Consider the following 21,782-nt stretch of genomic DNA (forward strand, 5'->3'; position numbering starts at 1 on the left):
GTGTCCGAGTCAGTAAAGAAGGACAACACCTAGAAATTGATGTTCTTGCCTATACCAATGGTGAGCTAAATACTGCTTATATCGTTGAGGTTAAAAGTCATGCTAGACAGGAAGATATTACTCAATTAAAAAGTATTTTGCCACGGTTTCGCCGCTTTTTTCCTGAACACAAAGATAAAAAACTCTATGGCATATTAGCAGCCGTTGATTTATCCCCGGAATTACGGGAAAAAATTCTGCAAGAAGGGCTTTATGTGGCTCGGATTCATGACCAAGTATTTGAATTAGATATTCCCGATAATTTTCAAGCTCAAACTTATTAAATAACCCTGCCCTAGGAAAAACTTTTTCAGTAAGCTTTATTGTAATTGTCCGCGCAGAGCATAACGATCTTTTTCTAAACCGAAAGCGAAGAGAAAAGAATGGCGTATGGTGGGGTTAGAGAGAGTAAAAAAGAGAAAGAGAGCGATAACAGCTAATCCTGACGATAAACTAAACATAGTTTCGTAGGAAATTGCTAAAACCCCCAGAATTGGACCGGCTAAGGCTGTTCCCACATCAAAACCGCCGATACAGATAGAATAGGCCCGGCCGCGTTCTTGGGGCCCAGAGCGATCGGAGATTAAAGCCAGTAACATAGGGAATAAAATCCCCCCTCCCGTACCTTCGAGGATAGCGGCTAAAATTAAAGCGGAGGAAGATCGGGCAGAAGATAGAACCAACATGGATAAACCATAGCAAAAAACGCTAATAGTGATGAATAAACCCCGTCCATAGCGATCACTGGCTCCTCCCGACAAAATCCGTCCGATTACGCCCGATAGTGCCGCATAACTGTAGAATAGACCGGCACTGAAAGGGATCTGATTTTCGAGGAGAAACAGGGGTAAAAAAGCGACTAAACCGCCGAATAAAGTACCGACCAATAGAAAAACTAAGGTAGGGACTAAAAAAGCCCGCTCTTGACATAATGCCCAAAAACTGCGCTCAATTGTCTGATTTTCTGCCTTCATTTGGGCTAATTTTTTCTTGAAGTCCGGTTCTTGAATGGAGAAACCCAAGAGAAAGGCGATCGCTCCTGAAGTGGCGGAAACTAGAAATAAACCGTTATAACCGATCGATTCGTAGAGATAACTGCCTAAAGCTGGACCGATTCCCATGCCTATGGGTGCAGTTAAGCTCATATAACCAATTATCTCTCCCCGTTGACGAACCGGCGAAAAATCCACCACTAGGGTACTGTAACCGGTGGTAAAAGCGGCGATACTGAGACCATGGTAGGCGCGAACGACGAATAAAGAGGAAAGATCGCGAAAAAATAGATAACCGAGGGGTGCGGTAGCGGCGACAATAGTTCCAAATAAAACCACTAATTTGCGACTGCGGCGATCGACTAAATTGCCTAACCAACTGCGCGATAAAATTAAACCGATGGCAAAGGCCCCCATGACAAAACCGATATCTTGTTTGCTACCGCCTAGGGATTTAATATAGGTGGGGAGAGTGGGGACAAGAGTGGTGATACTTGTCCAGAAAAACAGCGCCGTGACGAAGAGGAAGAGTAGTTGACGACGCGTCTCGGCAGTAACCGATCGAAAAGTTTTGAAAGCGTTCACAACAGCGACCGTCACAGGCAACAAAAAGACCCGGAGATCACGCCAGTCACAAGCATCCCGTATTGCTGCTACCTTCCGGTCCTGACAAGGTTAAGGCGTTGCGATCGCATGAGTCCGAGTCTTTTTTATCATAACATCTTTTTCGGGGATACGGGCATTTTTTTCCGGAGAATCTCCTCTCAATCTAGACTGTGAACGGAAATTTCCTCAACGAGGGGGTTTTTGCAATTGTTGTTGTAGAGAAGTTTCCGGTTCGATCGCCAATCCGCTAAACTGTCGGACTAAGAGTGAAGGACTCTCCCTAGAATCGGCAGCGAGGAAAAATAACCAACGGCTGCCGGGGGTGAGTTGTTCGATGGAATTGAAGTTACTTGTCAACCAAATTACAGGTAAATTAGGCAGATTAGCATTTTTTTGACTAGCTTTTGCCTCTATACCGGCTAAAGTTTCTAAAATGCTCCTCTCCCCCTGAATTAAACCCGTTTCACCCGTCCAGAGTTTCACATTTAATTGCCGACGATGGGCATAAAAATAGAGGGAAGCAGCGGCAATAATCGCCCGTTCAAAACTGTCTTCTTGCCAATCACAGAGGGTATCGAGACAGATAATCACTTCCTGTCCTCCCGTTAACACTTCTAATTCCCGAATTTGAAATTCTCCCAAACGGGCGCTAGTTTTCCAGTGAATTAAACGGGTAGAATCACCGTAGCGATATTGTCTCAGGTTACGGGTAAGTCCTTGATTAGCCCTTTGATAATAGCGATTATTTTCTAATTTTTGTTCCATCTCTTGACCGAGGGAATCGATCAGGGGACATTGTTGTAAGGGTAAAATTTGGGGATAAACTAAAGCTTTAGCCGCTGCTTGATGACAACGACGACACCAAAATAAACCGAGAGGGGCTGCTGTTCTTAATTGTACTTCTTGCCATTGATAAACACCCCGTTTGCTGGTGGGTAAATAATAAGTCCAACGATGGCAACTTTTGGAGGCAATCGCTTCTATTGGGGTTATTTTTGGCTGATCGAGAACTATAGGCAGGATATCTGTCACTTCTAACAGATTTATCGGCTGATTGCTCGTATTTTCTATTTCTAGGCTAATACTAAGATCGTCTCCCGCACTCACGGGTACAATGGCAAGACGACGCACTTTCAGGGGAAGAAGGGAACGACGGGGTAAAATTATCGATAAAATTAAAACAGCGCTCGTCGTGCCACAGATAGCATACAACCATCCCGCCATGGTATTGGTCGCAGCTCCGAAAAAACAGAGGGTAATGCCAATGATTACCCCACCACCGTAAGCGGGTAAAATACCGCGTTCTTCTAACCAAGTTTTCATAGAGTTTAGTGGTTTTGTCGTCTTTGCTAGAAAGCTAAAAATCAGGCCCACATCTCTATAATTCCCCCAAAAGCCCTCTGATCAGCGAAGGGAGTCCTATCCCTTGCCACTATTGTTATTTTTCTTAACAAAACTTAACAATTGATGGCAAAATTTTGCTTGCTTTTGTCGGCAGATTTTGGGATAATATTTTTAAAAGAGTTTATTCACAATGGCAGCCTAAAAGCTCAAATTTTAACACGAACATCCCATTATAAGACAATTATAACCCAAGCCGCCGCCAAAGTCAAGCGCTCACTCCTTATTATTTGTCGCCTGAAACTTCTAATTCCGTGGTCGGTGGGGGGTTGGGGATATTAGTTAAAATAACAAAGGTTGAAAACCGTGTTTGCGGGAAGCTGCGCCGATTTGTTCCATTTTAGGGACGGTAATTTGATTGCGTCCCCAGGAAAAATTAGTTTGCCAACCCTCCAACTCTAATAAAATCGCCTCAGCAAAACAGGCAAACATTTGACGAGAGGGAATATCCATATTGACGATTTTCATAATTTTCCAGTCAATATCGAGGGAATGCTCGACAATGCCGCCCTTAATCACCGAAATATCGGGGGCATTTAATACCATGCCTAAATTTTTCGGATAACCACCATCAATAATAATGCAGGGGCGCTTGAGTTTATCTAGATCAATTTCCACCCCTTTAGGCATACTAGCCACCCAAACAATGATATCAGCAAGGGGTAAAGCCTCCTCTAGGGGGAGAATTTTACCGCGTGCTAACTCCTCTTGGAGAGATTGTAAACGCTCTTGATTGCGTGCCACATAAATTAGTTCTTTTGTATTGGTTTTTTCATTTAACCAACGACAAACGGCGCTGCCGATATCTCCGGTTGCCCCGCAAACCACAACGGTAGATTGAGCTAAATCGATGCCCATTTTTTCAGCGAGGGTTTCCACCTGAGTGCAGATGACGTAAGCGGTGTGGGTGTTACCGGTGGTAAAACGGCCAAAATCTAGCTCGATATTGCGCACCTGTCGATTATCTTTGAGATTAAATTCCTCGAAAATAATTGAAGAAAAACCACCGAGTGCGGTGATGTTGATATCACTTTTTTGAGCGAGTGCCATGGCATTTAGCACCTTACGAATAGCAGACTTTACCCAACGATTCGACAACATCTCCGGTAAAAAACAGGATTCGATATATTTACCTCTGATGGTTTGCCCCGTGATGCTGGTGACATGAAAATCATCGACAATTTGCGGGGGGGCAGCACACCAAAAATCTAATCCCTGGTTAGCATATTCAGGATAACCTAGATCGTCGGCGACCGATTGGGCGTGTTCTAAACTGGTAAGATGACCTATAAGACCAAACATTGATTGTTCTTTCGTTAGACTAGATGGCACTAGATAAAAATTAGGATATTGCTAAGAAATCGTTAAGACTCTTAAATATATTACACAAAAGTGCCGCTCTGTGTTGAGCGGCAGCAGGGCGAAAAAAAGAAATCTAGACGCGCAAGCTTTAGACGGCAGTTAATCCGTAGGCAGACATTCGCATAATATCACGGGTGCTGAAACCAATATTGCTTAAAGCTTCCCCGTAGCTAATCATAAAGTCTTCCACGAGGGCCTCTTTTTCCATACCGAGGACGCGAGCATCATCCTCGACTTGATTGAGCATTCTCCAGACAATGGGCAGATTAGCGCGATTTGCGGCTTCTAATTCCTCTTTAGCGGTTTCAAAGTTCGCTTTTAGCCATTCTTCGCCAAAATTGAGATGTAAATATTCGTCTTTAACTACGCCTTCAGTAATTTTACGGGCAAAAGGATCAGCAACAGGAATATAAATATTATAGGCAGCGATCGCAAAAGCTTCGATAATCAAAGATTGGATCAATAAACAGGTAACGATTTTACCTTCTGCGTAGGCAATTTGGAAGTTATTGTGCAGAGAGGAAAAGAATTCTTTGGCATAATCCATATCAGGAGTGATTTTCAAATTTTGGCCGCAAGCTTGAAAACCTTTCATGTGACGGTTTTCCATTTTTGCCAAACGGTGTAACTCTTCTTTGTTATCGGCGAGGATGTCTGCTAATTGAATATAATTGCTATTGGCCTCGTATTCGCCTTCAATAACGATGGCATTAATGCGACTATAGGCTGATTTATAGGTTTCGCTAGTGAAATCAAGCTCTAATGGTACAGCAAGCTCTGGCATAAACTCGATTGACTCCTATTTCTGACGAGATTTTTCCGACGTTCTTTCCAGTCTAGGGTAAGCTTTCTAGATGGAGTTATCTTTTTACGAGTCTAGCTCGATCGGTCTTTTTTGTATAGCTTGCCCTGAGAGGCAATCCCTTCTCAAGAGAGGAGATTGCTGGCTGTTTGCTCAAACCGTGGCTAAAGATTTCCAGCGCTCGGCCTGTTGTAAGATCGCTTTGGCTGCCTGTTTACCCGATAAAGTGGCTCCTTCCATGCTATCAATGTAATCCTGTTGGGTATAACTACCGGCAAGGAAAAAGTTAGCAATAGGAGTCGCTTGCGAGGGACGATAGACATCCATCCCCGGTGCTTCCCGATAGAGACTTTGTGCTAATTTCACCACACTAAACCAAGTCATATTTAACTCCCGCGAGGAGGGAAATAACTGATGGACTTGCGCTAAAACGTGCTGGGCGATATCTTCATTTTTAGCTTTAATAAAAGGATCCCCGGGGGTTAAAACTAACTGTAATAAAGAACCTTCTCCGGGGCGATAATAATCCCTAGGACTGGTGAGAGCAAGATCTGCAAAACAGGAAAAATCCGCTTGGTGGGTGTACAAAAGATTGTCAATTCCCACCGCTTTTTGCAGTTGTCGCCGTTTTTCGGCATCATTTAATTCCGTCACCCAACCGTCAAAACGCAATTGTACCGTAGCGACGGGGACGGCTTCTAGTCGGAAAATATTGTCAAAAATCGGCATTTTTCGCCAATCTTGGGGAATAAGACGCTGAATACCGGGGACATCACCAGCGCAAACATAGGCATCTGCGGTGATAGTTTCTGTGGTTTCTCCGTTAGCGACGATCATGCCATTAACTTGCAGATTTTCGCCCTCTCCAGAATAGAGAATTTCCCGCACTTGACGACGGGTAGAGATTTTGGTGCCCCGGGCTTCCAGATAGTTAATAATCGGTTTATGTAGGTATTCGTGGGGGGAACCTTCCAACATCCGCAGGACGGAAGCTTCGGTTTTAGCGGCAAAAAATTGGAAAATCGTCAGCATACAACGGGCTGAGATATTTTCCGTATCGATAAATCCTAACGCATAGGCGATCGGATTCCACATTTTTTTTAAACTGCCTTCATTACCGCCATGGCTACGAAACCAATCGGCAAAGCTAATCGAGTCCAGATCCCGAATCGTTTTCATCGCTCCTTGAAAGTCTATCAGACCGCGGACGATGGGACTTGTACCTAATGCCAGAGAATTAAAGATTTTATCGGCTGCTGAGAGTTGGGAGGAGGTAAAAAAGGCTTTTAAACCGTTAAAAGGCGCACCTGCGGCGAAACGGAAGTCTAATTCGCCGATTTTCCCCCCTTCGTTGATAAAAGTGTGGGTGTGTTCTTTGAGCAGTAGGGATTGAAAAGCGCCCACTTTTTTCATTAACTCAAAAAGATTATAGTAACAACCAAAAAAGACGTGCAAGCCCATCTCGATGTGATTACCGTCCGCATCTACCCAACTACCGACTTTTCCCCCGACAAAGGGACGAGATTCTAAGATTTCTACTGTACAGCCCGCATCGACCAGATCGATAGCTGTTGCCATTCCCGCTAATCCTGCACCAACGATCACCACTCGCATTTGTCAAGTTCCTGTTACAATTTTTCACTAAATCTTTATTTTACCCGATCGATCTGGTGTTTCTTGCCGGCGATTTTTTCAGGGTCACTTGAGAGCGTGGCAGAATAATTGAGAGTTGCACTAGGGAGAAGTCATTTTGAAGCGATCGCTAGATGGGAGACAGGGATTAATTATTGTCACTATTATTTGGATATTGGGGATATTAGTCGATAGATTCTGGTTTAGTCTCGATCATACCATTCCTGCTTGGGATCAGGCTGATTATCTCAACGGTGGGATTATCTATACCCAAGCTTTCCAAAATCCGCGCTGGTTTGACGGGGATTGGTGGCGCAGTTTATGGCTAATGTCCCCGAAAATTCCCCCTTTAACCTATCTTTTAACGATTCCCTTCTTTAATCTCTTTGGTATTAGTCTTGACGCGGGTATGTGGGTAATGGCTATCTATAGCGCCCTACTGCTCTTTTCTGTGTACGGATTGGGAATTATCCTCTTTAATGGGACTGTGGCTTTATGGGCGGTCTTAATCTGTCAATTTCTCCCGGGTTTATACTATTATCGCCTCGAATATCTCTTAGATTTTCCCTTAGCGGCAATTGTAACGTTTTCTTACTTCTGCTTGACATGGTGGCGATTTAGTGGTAAAGGCTGGCTAAAAGCGATCGCTTTCGGGATTTCTTTCGGTTTAGGGATGTTAGTCAAACAAACCGCCCTATTTTTCCTCTTTTTACCGATTTTGTGGGTATTGGGCGAAAATCTCCAGCGAAAACGTTGGGGTAATCTAGCGCAATTAATGCTCAGTTTTCTCACGGCAGCATTGTTAATGTTTCCCTGGTATCGGACGAATTGGTTATTAATGTTAACTGCGGGCAAACGTGCCACGGTAGATTCGGCGATTTTGGAGGGAGATCCCCCTCTTACCAGTCCTGATGCCTGGACATTTTACGCCCAAGTTTTACCCTATTTTCTTTCTTGGGTGTTGTTATTAGTTCCCCTGGTGGGATTATTAATCTCCTTACGTCATAGAAAAACCGAAGATAAGGTTAATCGTCCTGTGTGGATTTGGTTAGGAGTTTTTCTGCTGGGGGGATATCTATTATCATCCCTCAATATCAATAAAGATGCTCGTTATATCTTGCCGCTTTTACCGACTTTATCCTTAATTTTATCCGTTGGTTTATTATCTTGGCGCGGTCGTTTTGCCCCCAGTATCCGTTGGGGAACGATAACTATTGCCGCTATGCTCACCAGCTTAAATTTATTCCCCTTGGGGGGAGAGCTAATTACTAACGTTTTCAGTCCCGAATTACAACACCATCCCTATTTAAAAACCGGCTGGCAACAGGAAGAAGTAGTTAAAGAGATTCTAGCCGATTCTCCCTATCTTCGCAGCACTCTAGGGGTTTTACCTTCCACCCCCGAATTAAATCAACATACTTTCTCTTTCTACGGTGGTAAACATAATTCACAGGTTGCCGGCAGACAGGTGGGAGTTCGGGAAGAAGATATCGAAAAGGATGTCAATTCTTTAGATTGGTTTTTAACTAAAACTGGTGAACAGGGTTCTGTCCCCGATGTCCAGAAAAAAATTGTTAATCGAGTCGCCACTAGTCCAGATTTCCAAGTGGAGAAAACTTGGCATCTACCGGATGATAGTACCCTTTCCCTACACCGTAAAATAGACCCCTCCGTCACGGTTAAACCCCTTGAAACTGCGCCAAAACAGGTGGAATTAAGAGAGATTGCCATTGCCGAAAAAGCTTCTCCTAATCAACCCATTCCCGTGGTTTACAAATGGGCAGGAGACTGGCAACAATTAAAGTCAGGGATAGTGATTTTAACCTGGCAAGAAGTGAACGGTAAGGATTATTGGATGCACGATCACGCTATTGCTATGGGGGAATTAATGGCAGAAAAATTAAGTCCAGAAGAGCAACAAAAGGGTTTTGAAGTTACTGAAAAAACCGCCATGCAGTCGGCAGCAACCCCCGGAGTTTATCGCTTATCTGCTGTCTATCTCAATCGGGAAACCGGGGAAACCTATCCGATTAAAACTAATGCTCAAATTACCATCGAGCCTCAAGTCTCCAAGTTAGCAACGCCCGAATTAGATTTAGTGACCCAATTGCGCTTAAAGTCTGCTAATATTGGTCAAGGATTAAAGGGTATTGAACCAATTTTTGAGTTAACTAATCGTATCAATCAATACGATTCTATTCAGGATTATGTGCTGCAAGCAGACAAGGCTTTTTCCTATCGTTTACAGCAACAAAATCCCCCCGATAAATTATCTTTAGCCTACGGATTAGCAATTTCTAAGGTACTACAACAGGATGTGGCAGGGGCAATAAAAGCCACCGAGGAAATGATTAAAATTGACCCCCATAATCCCTATCATTATGCTTATCAAGGTTTTATTTATCTCTACGATTGGCAACCGCAAGCAGCCCAAAAAGTCTTAGATAAAGCTAGACAATTAAATCCCGATAGTGAGGAAATTAAGACTTTAAATGCAGTGGCTGCCTTGATGGGGGGAAATCTCGTTAAAGCTTGGCAATTATGGCAGTCAAATTAAAATAGAGTGGGAGATGGGGAAAAGGGAGGCTTACAAGGCTTCACCCCAACCTACGTTCATCTTATATTTAATTCCACCCACCTAACTAAAAGGAGAATCTGATGTTCAAACTCGATACTTGCTGTACCCTCGTACCCTACTTTGAAGTACAAGAAGGAAAAATTGCTGCGTTTAAGGAACTAGGACTCAAGTTCGTTGAGAGAACCCGCACCGAAGATGGCTGTATCCATTATGCTTTTTCCTTTAGCGGCAATATTGTTCATTGCCGCGAGGGTTACGTCGATGCTTCCGCAGTTCTTGCTCACCTGCAAAACGTCGGGGAATTGCTAGACAAACTTCTCAAAATCGCCAAGATTATTCGCCTAGAAGTTCACGCTCCCGCTTCCGAAATCGAAAAGCTGCGGGAGCCGTTGGCTTCTCTTAACCCTCAGTTCTTCATTCTCGACGAAGGTATTCGCCGCACCAGCGAAGCTTAATCAATTAGCCTAATTGTACTCCATTATCCCTAGATTCTGGCATCTTCAAGCAACTTGAAAACAACAAAAAAGCACCCCCTCGCGGGAGTGCCTTTTCGTTCAGACTAGGAATTAACCATTGATAGCAGGAGCAATCAGAGCTACAGGAGCTTGTTGGCCACTAGCTAAGTCTAAGGGGAAGTTGTGAGCGTTGCGCTCGTGCATTACTTCCATACCGATACCAGCGCGGTTTAACACATCGGCCCAAGTACCAATTACACGACCTTGAGAATCGAGAATCGACTGGTTGAAGTTGAAACCGTTGAGGTTGAACGCCATGGTGCTAACACCCATCGCGGTAAACCAGATACCGATTACCGGCCATGCACCCAAGAAGAAATCGAAGTGTCGGGAGTGCCGTCCTACAGACCGCGCTCCAGAACACAACGGACAGGCACTGAACTGCTGGCAAAGCTTGATAGTAGGATCAATTCATGAATTGACCCTACAGAACGATCTATACCCCGTTAAAACCCCTGTCAAGGGGGCGATAAGGGAGCGGGGAGAAAAAAGCTGATTACTGATTACTGACTCCCCAAAAGCAAAACTTCCTATCTCACCATTGAGATCACGGCTGTAACAACTCCCTTGGATCGGTGACTTCCCCTTTAATTGCTGCCGCTACCACCATCGCCGGACTCATCAACAAAGTCCGCCCGGAAGCGGAACCTTGACGACCTTTAAAGTTACGATTGGAGGAGGAGGCGCTGATCTGATCTCCCTGCAATTTATCGGGATTCATGGCTAAACACATGGAACAGCCCGCCTCGCGCCATTCAAAGCCCGATGCTAGGAAAATTTGGTCTAATCCTTCCGCTTCCGCCTGTTTTTTGACTCTTTCGGAACCGGGGACGATAAAAGCTTTCACATTGGGGGCAACACGATGACCTTGGGCAAATTTGGCCGCTTCGCGCAGATCACTGATCCGGCCGTTAGTACAGCTACCGACGAAGCAGACATCGATTTTTGTGCCTTTAATCGGGGTGCCGGGGGTGAGTTTCATGTATTGATAGGCTTCCTCTGCGATCGCTCTTTCACTTTCTGGTAAACTCTCGGAAGTGGGAATGACTTCGTTAACCCCGATTCCTTGGCCGGGAGTGATCCCCCAAGTAACTGTGGGTTCGATTTCACTGGCATCGAAGACCACTACATCGTCATAAACCGCATCGGCATCGCTTTTAATGCTTTCCCACCAATTAACCGCACTTTCCCAGTCTTTAGGCGCAAAATCACGACCTTTGAGGTAATCGTAGGTGATCTGATCGGGGTTGATATAACCACATCGGGCCCCACCTTCGATCGCCATGTTACAAATCGTCATTCTTTCTTCCATGAACATCCGTTCAATTGTACTACCAGCGTACTCATAGGCGTAACCAACACCGCCTTTAACGCCCAATTGACGAATAATATGGAGAATTACATCTTTAGCATAGACACCGGGGTTTAAATCGCCGTTTACCTCCACTCGACGCACTTTTAATTTCGATAGGGATAGGGTTTGGGTAGCAAGAACATCGCGCACTTGGGAAGTTCCGATACCAAAAGCGATCGCCCCAAAAGCGCCGTGGGTGGAGGTGTGGGAGTCACCACAGGCGATCGTCATCCCGGGTTGAGTTAGACCCTGTTCGGGAGCGATCACATGAACTATGCCCTGATTGCCGGAACCGATGCCGTAGAAAGGAATATCATTGGTTTGAACATTAGTTTCGATCGCCCGGATCATTTCCTCGGCCAAATCGTCAAGGAAAGGACGCGCCTGATTTTCGGTGGGGACGATGTGATCGACGGTGGCAATAGTCCGTCCTGGAAATAATACTTTTAAACCCCTTTCTCTCAGCATCGAAAAAGCTTGCGGACTGGTGACTTCATGGACTAGATGCAGTCCGATAAATAATTGTGTCTGTCCACTGGGAAGAATCTTAACCGTGTGTGCGTCCCAGACTTTATCGAATAACGTTCTTGCGCTCATTGACCTTGAAATGATAGTCATCTCCCTAATCATATCAGCTAACCTGATCCGATAAATATTAATTTTTTCTTTTCTCTTGGTTAGTAGGGATAATAGGTAAATAGCTCTGTTTTTGCCAGAGATTAAAACCATCAGTTTTTGAGTGAAATAAACGACTTTCGCTAATAACTATTTGAGTAATTACTTCTGCTCCTTACCCCCCGATCCCTAGAATTTTTCAAGAGGATTTAGCATAACATTTTCTAGGTTTGACTAACCCCTCAGTCCATAGCAAAAAAATTTTATTCTTTTCTTGTCACTGATAAATTATGCTCGCTAACTTTCTTGTTCAGATAAATTTCTCCGAGAACAATTAATCCTAGAATCAGAGGTAAACTCAGCCATGCTCCTAGGATTCCTAAGTAGTTAATACTCAGAGCAATCAGGAGAGTTATCCCCATATAAATAATCGCTACTTGTGGATGAGACCAGCCAGACTTTTGTAATCTTTGATAAAGGTGACTGCGGTGAGCTTGGAAGATATTTTCCTTTCTTATTAATCGACAAATAAGGGTATAAATAGCATCACCAATCAGAGGTAAAGTGATAGTTAAAGCTGACCAAGCTTGACTTTGATTGCCCTGGTTATTAAGTAAAACCATAGCGACAATTGCCCCTAAACTGGTGCTACCCACATCACCCATAAAAATTTTCGCTGGCGACCAATTCCAGAGGAGAAAACCGCCTAAAGCTGCCACTAAAAGCCATAAAATTGGTTGCTGAAAATAGAGAGTTAGAAATCCTAATTGTACCGCCGTACAGCCAGCCACCAAGCCATCGAGACCATCCATAAAATTATAAAAATTAATGATCGCGGTCAGGCCGATAATTGTGAGAATAATAGCCAAAATTTTGCCGACAAAACCTAAATCTAATAGCCACGATTGGGGAAAAGCACCGAAAAAAGTGACCGCAACACTAGCGGAGGATAACTGCACTAAATAGCGAATACTAGAGGGAATACCGCGACGATCATCGAGAAGGCCGATAATAATTAAAGGAGTCAGGGACAACCACAGGGGAATGAGAGGTAGGGAAGGAGGAAGGAGAAAATAACTGAGGCCGCTGGTCAGAGCAAAAGCGACAACAAAACCGAGTCCACCCCCCCTAGGTGTGGGTTGACTATGGCTGCTACGCTCATTGGGAATATCTAACAATTGTTGACTAAAACGTTGTTTAATCAGGGCAACCACCAGAAAACTAATCAGAAAACTGATGACTGACAGTAGGGATAATAACATAGGGATTTTCGCACTCAGATTAATTATCGATCCTACGTTGTTCGGTGACAAAAAGTGCCAATTCAAAAGCAAAGGCGCTCCGGGGTTTGGGGGATATGATCAGCAATTTTAGGTTTAACCTACTCTCGATCGCTTTTTACCTGACTGATGCGACGAACGTTTAAAACATCGATCATCAGCCTAATTTGACTAACACAGCGTTCAAATTGTTGCAGGTCTTTTACTTCAATTTTCAGGGAAATTAAAGCGGGTTTGCCGAAATTCGTCTTAACTCCGGCATTGCGAACGTTAATATTTTGGTCACTTAAACGAGAGAGAATATCTTTTAAAACCCCGACGCGATCAATCACTTCAATCTGAATATTTACCGGATAAGTTTGATAACGTCCCTGGTCATCTATAGGGTTCCAACTAACAGGAATTAAGCGTTCAGCTTCGGCTTTTTCCACATTCGAGCAGCCCTGACGGTGAATAACAATGCCTTCCCCCGCATGGGCAACTATACCGGTAATATTTTCTCCGGGTAAAGGACAACAACAACCGGCCAAACGATAGACTAATCCATCCACACCGGCGATCGGTGATTTACTAACGGGTAAAGCCCTTTGAACGGGAGAAGGTGGTAGAATCAATTGGGAATCAGTCAGGACATCGGGCGGATTTTTGACCGTTAAAATTTCCTGTTGATTTTTAACTGTTTCTTGCAGACGATTAACCACATTTTTTAGGGTAACTTCGCCGTAACCTAAGGCCGCCAATAAATCATCTACTGCCACATAATTGCACTGTTTAGCCACCGATTGCATTCGTTCTGATTTCAGCAGGGCATCGAAGCCAGTTTTACCCAATTCTTTCTCTAATAAATCACGACCTCGGCTAATATTTTCTTCTCGTCGCGATTTTTTGTACCATTGCCGGATGCGATTTCTGGCGCTAGGAGTAACGACAAAATTTAACCAATCTAAACTAGGGTGACTATGCTTGCTGGTGAGAATTTCCACCAGATCACCATTTTGCAAGGGAGCATCAAGAACTGACCATTTACCATTAATTCTTGCCCCTTTCATCTGATTACCTACTTCGCTATGAATATGATAGGCAAAATCTACCGGTGTCGCACCTTGGGCGAGGGCCACCACATCACCTTTGGGGGTGAAAACATAGATATCTTCTTCAAAGAAATTATTTTTCAGACCATCCATGTATTCTTGGCCATCTTTCAGGTCTTTTTGCCAGTCGAGAAGATTACGCAGCCAAGAGAATTTTTCATCAGCGGCGGTTAAAGTTGTTTGACTAGAACCGGTTTCTTTATACTTCCAATGGGCTGCAATCCCGTATTCAGCAACATGGTGCATTTCTAGGGTGCGAATCTGCACTTCTAGGGGACGGGCATTTAAACCAACAACGGTGGTATGGAGGGATTGATAACGGTTAGCTTTTGGTAAACCGATATAGTCTTTAAAACGGTTAGGAATCGGAGTAAATTGGTCGTGAACTATGGCTAAACAACGATAACATTCCTCTTTGGTTTCGACGATAATGCGGACGGCGGCTATATCATAAATCTGCTCGAATTCTTTGCCTTGATTGTGCATTTTATGATAGATGCCGTAGAGATGTTTGGGGCGACCCTGTAAATCAAGAACTTTTATGCCAATTTCTTGCAATTTTTCCCGCAATGTGTTAGTGACAGTTTCGATGCGGGCCTCTCGATCGATACGTTTTTCCGATACCAATAACTGCACAGTGCGATAAGCATCGGGTTCGAGGTATTTAAAGCATAAATCCTCTAATTCCCATTTAAATCTGCCAATCCCTAAACGGTTAGCCAAGGGAGCAAAGATTTCTCTAGTTTCGAGGGCGATGCGTTGCTGCTGTTGCGGGGTGAGGTGTTCGAGGGTTTGCATATTGTGCAGGCGATCGGCTAATTTTACCACGATGACGCGGATATCTTGAGCCATCGCCAGGAACATTCGGCGAAAATTCTCCGCTTGCCGTTCAGTTTTGCTAGAAAAGTTGAATTTGGAGAGTTTTGTCACCGCTTCCACCAAATTACGCACCTCAACACCGAATCTAGCCTCGATTTCTTCGGGGGTGACTTCCGTATCTTCCACCACATCGTGAAGGAATCCGGCTGCGATCATTGCCCCATCACCCCCCAGATCCCGCAGTAATCCCGCTACGGCTATAGGATGGGCGATATAGGGTTCCCCGGATTTGCGATACTGGCCCTCGTGGAGTTTGTGGGCGAAATTAAAAGCCTTGCAGATTAAATCGATATCGGGATTCTGGGGGTCGTTTTCGTAGGTAATTAGGCATTCTTTCAGCCAATCGGGTAAAACTAACGCTTTTTTCGGTTCCGTGGCCCGGGGAAGGACGGTGAGGGTTTCTGGTTGGATGGCAGTGATGGCGTTCATGGTTAGATCGGGGGGATAATAGGGACGAGAGGGGGGGGGAGACGGATAACTAGAAAATTATTAGGCCGAAGGGATGCCAGATTGCTTAACTCTCTAACACTGGAATCGGATCGATCGGCGAAAAGGGCGGGATTCTTTTAAGTTTTTGTCTCTGCTCGGGAGGAGGACTTGCAACCGTGATGGCAAATCGTTAATCTTATGTAACAAATTCTAACGCGCTTTGTATTGGATGCTACCGACAAATTACCATCAAGCCTACAAATCTTTGTTAAGAAAACTGGAGGATTTCAGTCTTGCCCTTCTGGATGGGGACGCTTCCACGGGGTTACAATCTTTTCAAGCTTTACAAACCTGTCTAGAAGGGGAGATATTGTCACTAAATGATGACAATTTAAGCCCAGAGGTGGCTAATCGTTGGCGCGCGGTCCAGACGGAACTATATCGATCCTGGCGATTGCTGGAGACGGACTGGTTATTTTTGGCCTCAGCGCGACAAGGACGGGAGAAACGTTTACAGATAATTAGCGATCGAGTGGCGACTTTAAAGGGGTATTGTCGGGTTTTGTTAGGGTCAGTTGTCGATTAGTGATTAAATGCTCGATCGCCGTTTGTGTGGCATACTTGACCCTAAGTAGGTAGGCGTTAAAAATTATCAGATCCCCCCGCCTATCGGCACCCCCCTTATCAAGGGGGGCAGGGGGGATCAGAGGCAAAATCTATCTTCGATTTAATTATAACTACTTACTTAAGTCCTAACTTTTATCGTTACCGATCGCGTCATGTTGGAAATTAAAGACCTAAAAATTGCCTACCCGACAGAATTAAGTTCTCCCTCTTGGGCGATCGATGGGGTATCTTTTAGTATAGGCAAAGGGGAAACTTTGGGATTAGTGGGTGAATCTGGTTGTGGAAAATCGACCATCGGTAAGGCTATTTTAAGGTTATTACCCAATCGCACTCACGTGGAAGGTGAGATTACCTTTGAAGGGCGATCGCTTTTATCTTTATCTAGCAAACAGTTAGAAAAGTTTCGCGGGGAAGCGGTGGGATTAGTCTTTCAAGATCCGATGACGCGACTGGATCCGCTGATGACTATTGGCGATCATTGTGTGGAAACTTTGCAAGCTCATCGGACGGATTTAACCTATCGTCAAGCTAAAAGTCAAGCTTGTACTGTCCTAGAAAAAGTCAAAATTACTGCTAATCGTTGGTCCCAATATCCTCACGAATTTAGTGGGGGAATGCGGCAAAGAGTGGCCATTGCTTTAGCTTTATTATTAAACCCTAAGTTAATTATTGCCGATGAACCTACCACCAGTTTAGATGTGACAGTTTCGGCGGAAATTCTGCGGGAATTAAAGCGTTTATGTAGCGAGGAACAGATGGGATTATTGTTAATTTCCCATGATTTAGCGATGGTGGGAGAATATTGCGATCGATTAGCGGTGATGAAGGGGGGCAAAATTGTCGAATCGGGATTGGTAAAAACAGTTTTTAAAGCGCCTCAACACCCCTACACTCGTTCTCTTTTGACTGCCGCTTTACACCTACAGTTACGGGAGGAAAAATCAACGGCAATTCAAGGCAAGGAAACGGTGTTAAAGGTGGATAATTTAAAACAGTATTATAGCCTAGAAGGTAACTTTTTAGATAGTTTTTTCAAAAAAGAAAAGAAATTTATTAAAGCGGTAGATGAAGTCAATTTTGAACTGTATCGAGGGGAAATTTTCGGTTTAGTTGGGGAGTCGGGGTGTGGGAAAAGTACCCTATCGAGAACCCTATTACAGTTAATTAAACCCACTGGGGGAAAAGTAGAATTTTTAGGAGAAGATTTAACCCCTTTGTCGGGGGAAAAAATGCGTCCAAAACGGCGCTTAATGCAGATGATTTTTCAGGATCCCCTCGCTTGTCTCAATCCTCTAATGACGGTGGGAGAAAGTATTGCCGATCCGCTTTTTATCCATCAAAAAGTTAATCTAGAAACGGCTAAAAAACAGGTTTTAGAAATGTTAGATCGAGTCGGGTTAACACCGGTAGAGGAATTTTATCGACGCTATCCTAGAGAGTTATCGGGAGGACAACAGCAAAGGGTAGCCATTGCTCGCGCTTTAATTACTCGTCCAGAATTAGTTATTTGTGATGAACCGGTTAGTATGCTCGATGCGAGTGTCCAGACACAGGTTTTAGAGTTAATGTTAGAGTTACAAAAGTTATTTAATCTAACTTATTTATTTATAACTCATGATCTTTGGTTAGCGAGATTCCTCTGCGATCGAATTGCGGTGATGACTGCGGGTAAAATAGTTGAAATGGGTGACACTGAACAAATTTTTAGCCATCCCCAACACCCCTACACCCAAAAATTAATCGCAGCAGCCCCGAGAATTTATCCCGATAGGAACTAAAATTGCTCTGGGGGTTTATAATTGTTATTATCTAGATATAGTTAGGAAAGACAAAATGGCCAGACAACTTCAGATAACTCTCCCTGAAGATACTATGCAACTTCTCGATCGATGGTTGGCAAGTAGTGATTATCCTGAAAAAGAATATAATAATTTAATTAATGAAGCGATTAAATTATATATTATGGAACAACAGAGAAACTACCTCAAGCAACAATTAAAGGAAGGAGCTATTGTTAGAGCAGAAAGAGATTTAAATTTAGCACAAGCTTGGGTTTCTCTAGAGGAAAAATTATGGTAATAATGATTATTTTTAAAGTTAAAAAACTGCTCAAAAAATTCGTCTTTAGTCTCCAAGAGGAAGGATGGAAACCAGCACTCAAAAAGACGAAACGAAAAATTATTAAAATTCTCACAGGAAAGAGTTCCTCTGAATTTGAAGAACAGGTGCTTGAAAGTGCTAAATTAGCTGAACCGCGACCCCTAGAAATTGCCAGCAGTGATGATCCTTTAGTCTCGATTATTATTCCTGTTTATAACCAATTTGCCTACACCTTTAACTGTCTGGAATCCTTGAGTGTTAACCTAAGTCCTGATTTAGCTTATGAAATAATCATTGTTAATGATGCTTCCAGCGATGAAACCTTAGAACAATTAGCAACTTTAGTTACAGGAATCAAAGTATTAAATAATGCGGAAAACTCTGGTTTTATTCGTTCCTGTAATTATGGGGCTAGTCAAGCAAAAGGTCAATACCTATATTTTCTCAATAACGATACTAGAATTCTGGAAAACTGTCTAGAAAGTTTAGTGAAATTAATTATCAATAATCCCCAAGTTGGTGCGGTGGGTTCTAAGTTAATTTATGCTAATAGTAAACAACAAGAAGCGGGGGGAATTATCTGGAATTCTGCCGATGGTTGGAATTATGGACGCTTAGATAGTCCCGAGGAACCGGAATATAATTATGTCCGTCCCGTGGACTATTGTTCGGGAGCAAGTTTATTAGTTCCTACAGATTTATTTAAGCAATTAGGTGGTTTTTGTCAAGACTTTATCCCCGCATATTACGAAGATACAGACTTATGTTTTGCCATCCGAGAATTGGGTTATCAAGTTCTCTATCAACCCCAATCTAACGTCATTCACTACGAAGGAATCACCTCGGGAACAGACCTTTCCAGTGGGATCAAACAATATCAAGTTATTAATCAAACTAAGTTTCGAGAAAAATGGTCAAAGGTATTAACCAAACACCTAGATAACGATGCTAATAATGTACCCAAAGCTGCCCGACGTTTACAAGGAAAACCGACAATTTTAGTCATCGATTCCTACGTTCCACTATACGATCGAGAATCCGGCTGTGTGCGTTTATTAAATATCCTTAAGCTACTGCTCAATTTAGGCTATTCAGTGATTTTCTTTCCCGATAATGGCTATCCTGAACAACCCTATACTTCTGTACTGCAACAGATGGGAATTGAAGTTATTTATGGCACACCACAAAGATATAATCTAGAAGAAAAATTAATCAAATATTTACCCCTGATAGATGGAGTTTGGTTGTGTCGTCCCGAATTGTGCGATAAGTATATGGATTTAATTCGCTTAAAAACAAAAGCACCAATTATTTATGATACAATTGACCTGCATTTTCTGCGTTTAAAACGACAAAAAGACTATCTCGATCCCAGTTACCAAAATACTAGCTGGAGTTGGCAAACCTATCAGAAATTAGAGTTAAACTATGCTAATCAAGCGGAAGCAACCGTGGTAGTAACAGAAGATGAAAAGCAGGTTTTATACTCTTTGGGGGTGAAAAATGTTTGGGTAATCCCCAATATTCACGAGGAAATTTCCCTGTCAGAAAAAGTTGCTTTTGACCAGCGAGCCGGTTTAGTATTTATTGGTAGCTACAATCACCCTCCTAATATTGATGCAGTTAAGTGGTTATGTTTAGAAATTATGCCCTTAGTTTGGGCATCTCGTCCCGATATTACCGTTAATTTATTGGGAAGTAACCTCAAGGATGAAGTGAAAGAATTAGCCAGTGATCAAGTGATTGTTACCGGTTATGTTCCCGAAGTAGAACCCTATTTTCAAAAGAGTCGTGTTTTTGTCGCACCCCTGCGATTTGGTGCGGGAATGAAGGGTAAAATAGGTCAAAGTCTTTCCCTAGGATTACCGACTATTACCACAAAAATTGGTGCCGAAGGTATGGGATTAATTGACCACCAAGATGTTTTAATTGCCGATACTGCCGAGGAATTTGCCCGCGCGGTGATCGAACTCTATGATAATAGGGAATTGTGGCAAAAACTCGCTGATAATTCCCTAGAAACTATTAAGAGATACCAACCCGCTACCGTGCAAAATAACCTACAAGCTTTGTTATCGAATCTAGGAATTATTGCTAAGGATATTTAACAAGAATAAAGCTCATTTCTCCCACAGGTCTATTCTATGTCACCGCAACCAAATAAACTCTAGAATACGCAATTTTGCAGAATTAAAAACCTATTGAGAGGCATTACTGATTTGATAAACGCCAACTTTTTCTAGAAGGAATTCCTGACTATAATGCCATAGTTTGCCTCGAAAAAGTTGACAAGACAATCTAAAAAACTTGGCAATTAATGCCCGTTTATTTCTGACTAACGACTGAATTATCATTTTTCCCTTTCCCCTTTTTCCTTTCCCCCTTTCCCCTTGAAAAAATATGCCAACTTATCCTGATATCTCCAGTCAAGCTTTTAAACATCCCCTAGATCAGCAAGCTGAACAGGCCTTAAGATCAGTTCCGGGGTTTGACTTATTAGCGAAAAGTTTTTCCGAATATCTCTATGAACGTCCCCAGCAAATTTTATTAATGGGCAATGATCTAAAAGTCGGCCCGCGTCAATACGCCACTTTATACGGTATATATCGCCAATGTCTGCGGGATTTAGATATGTTCCCAGAACCGAATCTTTATGTCAGTCAAAACCCTTTAGCGAATGCCTATTCTTTGGGTTCGGAACATCCCTACATTGTCCTTAATACTGCCCTTTTAGACCTTTTAGATGAAGAAGAGATTCGGGTAATTCTTGCCCACGAATTAGGTCATTTAAAATGCGATCATAGTATTTTAATTCAAATGTCTTTTTGGGTGATGGGGGCGGCTAATTTCCTTGGGGGCATCACCTTAGGACTAGGAAAAGCCATTACTACCGGTCTAGTTTATGCCTTTTATGAATGGCGAAGAAAAGCAGAATTATCAGCAGACAGAGCCGCTTTATTAGTTAGCGATGATTTAAATTTAGTCCTGAGAACTTTAATGAAATGTGCAGGAGGAAGTCAAAAATACCTGCATGAATGCAACTTAGAAGAATTTATTCGCCAAGGGGAAGCCTACCGACAATTAGACCAAGATAACTTAAACCAGATTTATAAATTTCTCATTTATAATGGCGGTAATGGTTCCTTTTTAACCCATCCTTTTTCCGTGGAAAGAGTGCATTATCTACAGGAATGGTTTAACTCGGAATCCTATCGTCAAATTCGCCGGGGAAACTATGCCAAAACAGGGGTAAAAAGCTCAATTAATGTTGATGCTCATGATAGCGAAAGCGAAAGATTGAGGCGACAAATAGCAGAACTACAAGCAGAAATTGAACGGGCAAAAAGACAAAAAAACCACGAATAACCTATACGAAGGCGGTCGGCGGTCGGCAGCTTTGTTCTCCCCACACCCTACTTCCCCCACACCCCACACCCTTTACTGATCACTGAAAATTCCCTCCTCTGTGTTTTGCCGATT

The 21,782-nt window shown here is 43.1% G+C and carries 16 protein-coding genes, 1 other RNA gene and 2 pseudogenes; 8 read left to right on the plus strand and 11 right to left on the minus strand.

Translation table 11 applies throughout. The features are described from left to right. Positions 1–323 (plus strand): annotated as a pseudogene (locus IM479_RS17755) (DUF3782 domain-containing protein); the annotation flags it as partial. A gap of 36 nt (positions 324–359) precedes the next feature. On the opposite strand, the gene IM479_RS17760 reads toward IM479_RS17755, so the two are convergent. From IM479_RS17760 to zds, 6 genes are all read right to left on the minus strand, one after another. Further along, positions 360–1,631: an MFS transporter gene (locus IM479_RS17760; protein ID WP_287684495.1), complete on the minus strand. Its 1,272-nt coding sequence runs from the start codon at positions 1,629–1,631 to the stop codon at positions 360–362. Between the two features lie 9 nt (positions 1,632–1,640). Beyond that, an RNA gene (gene ffs / locus IM479_RS17765) (signal recognition particle sRNA small type) lies at positions 1,641–1,737 on the minus strand. Positions 1,738–1,823: 86 nt separating this feature from the next. Beyond that, on the minus strand, positions 1,824–2,960 hold the full coding sequence (locus IM479_RS17770) for a DUF58 domain-containing protein (RefSeq protein WP_287077804.1): 1,137 nt from the start codon (positions 2,958–2,960) through the stop codon (positions 1,824–1,826). Positions 2,961–3,320: 360 nt separating this feature from the next. After that, entirely contained in the window at positions 3,321–4,340 is a 1,020-nt protein-coding gene (locus tag IM479_RS17775; RefSeq protein WP_286824575.1) for a long-chain acyl-[acyl-carrier-protein] reductase, read from the minus strand. A gap of 148 nt (positions 4,341–4,488) precedes the next feature. Then, positions 4,489–5,184, minus strand: a complete 696-nt coding sequence (locus tag IM479_RS17780) for an aldehyde oxygenase (deformylating) (protein ID WP_286824574.1) — start codon at positions 5,182–5,184, stop codon at positions 4,489–4,491. A gap of 171 nt (positions 5,185–5,355) precedes the next feature. Continuing rightward, complete coding sequence (zds, locus tag IM479_RS17785; RefSeq protein ID WP_287077805.1) at positions 5,356–6,816, minus strand: 9,9'-di-cis-zeta-carotene desaturase; 1,461 nt, start codon at positions 6,814–6,816, stop codon at positions 5,356–5,358. Positions 6,817–6,952: 136 nt separating this feature from the next. Between zds and IM479_RS17790 the strand changes: the two genes are divergently transcribed. Next, positions 6,953–9,391, plus strand: coding sequence for a glycosyltransferase family 39 protein (locus IM479_RS17790; RefSeq protein ID WP_287684496.1), 2,439 nt, complete (start codon positions 6,953–6,955; stop codon positions 9,389–9,391). A gap of 101 nt (positions 9,392–9,492) precedes the next feature. After that, the gene (locus tag IM479_RS17795; protein ID WP_287684497.1) at positions 9,493–9,867 is read left to right on the plus strand and encodes a putative quinol monooxygenase; all 375 of its coding nucleotides are present in this window, start codon (positions 9,493–9,495) and stop codon (positions 9,865–9,867) included. A 111-nt stretch (positions 9,868–9,978) separates the two neighbouring features. On the opposite strand, the pseudogene IM479_RS17800 reads toward IM479_RS17795, so the two are convergent. From IM479_RS17800 to IM479_RS17815, 4 genes and pseudogenes are all read right to left on the minus strand, one after another. Further along, positions 9,979–10,263: pseudogene (locus IM479_RS17800) on the minus strand (hypothetical protein); the annotation flags it as partial. Between the two features lie 211 nt (positions 10,264–10,474). Then, positions 10,475–11,878 (minus strand): 3-isopropylmalate dehydratase large subunit, encoded by a 1,404-nt coding sequence (leuC, locus tag IM479_RS17805; protein ID WP_287684498.1) that lies wholly within the window; start codon positions 11,876–11,878, stop codon positions 10,475–10,477. Positions 11,879–12,159: 281 nt separating this feature from the next. Next, positions 12,160–13,158 (minus strand): MraY family glycosyltransferase, encoded by a 999-nt coding sequence (locus IM479_RS17810; RefSeq protein ID WP_287684499.1) that lies wholly within the window; start codon positions 13,156–13,158, stop codon positions 12,160–12,162. Between the two features lie 119 nt (positions 13,159–13,277). Next, positions 13,278–15,575 carry a RelA/SpoT family protein gene (locus tag IM479_RS17815; RefSeq protein WP_287684501.1) on the minus strand — a complete coding sequence of 766 codons (2,298 nt, stop codon included), beginning with the start codon at positions 15,573–15,575 and terminating at the stop codon, positions 13,278–13,280. 229 nt (positions 15,576–15,804) lie between these two features. Here IM479_RS17815 and patD point away from each other — a divergent pair, with 229 nt between their 5' ends. The 4 genes from patD to IM479_RS17835 all read left to right on the plus strand — a co-directional run bounded on the left by patD (position 15,805) and on the right by IM479_RS17835 (position 20,410). Then, a complete protein-coding gene (patD, locus tag IM479_RS17820; protein WP_287684502.1) occupies positions 15,805–16,161 on the plus strand; it encodes a heterocyst frequency control protein PatD in 357 nt (118 codons plus the stop codon). 193 nt (positions 16,162–16,354) lie between these two features. Next, positions 16,355–17,980 (plus strand): dipeptide ABC transporter ATP-binding protein, encoded by a 1,626-nt coding sequence (locus IM479_RS17825; RefSeq protein ID WP_287684504.1) that lies wholly within the window; start codon positions 16,355–16,357, stop codon positions 17,978–17,980. Between the two features lie 55 nt (positions 17,981–18,035). Next, a complete protein-coding gene (locus IM479_RS17830; RefSeq protein WP_287684505.1) occupies positions 18,036–18,281 on the plus strand; it encodes a hypothetical protein in 246 nt (81 codons plus the stop codon). Beyond that, entirely contained in the window at positions 18,275–20,410 is a 2,136-nt protein-coding gene (locus IM479_RS17835) for a glycosyltransferase (RefSeq protein WP_287684506.1), read from the plus strand. Before IM479_RS17830 ends, IM479_RS17835 begins: the two co-directional genes overlap by 7 nt. Before the next feature lie 90 nt (positions 20,411–20,500). Here IM479_RS17835 and IM479_RS17840 read toward each other — a convergent pair whose 3' ends face one another. Continuing rightward, on the minus strand, positions 20,501–20,656 hold the full coding sequence (locus IM479_RS17840; protein ID WP_287684507.1) for a hypothetical protein: 156 nt from the start codon (positions 20,654–20,656) through the stop codon (positions 20,501–20,503). Between the two features lie 46 nt (positions 20,657–20,702). On the opposite strand from IM479_RS17840, the gene IM479_RS17845 reads away from it, so the two are divergent. After that, positions 20,703–21,668, plus strand: coding sequence for a M48 family metallopeptidase (locus IM479_RS17845; protein ID WP_287684508.1), 966 nt, complete (start codon positions 20,703–20,705; stop codon positions 21,666–21,668). Positions 21,669–21,782: the final 114 nt, after the last annotated feature.

It is taken from the genome of Microcystis sp. M165S2, from assembly GCF_020245885.1.
In the GTDB taxonomy this organism is placed as follows: Bacteria; Cyanobacteriota; Cyanobacteriia; order Cyanobacteriales; family Microcystaceae; genus Microcystis.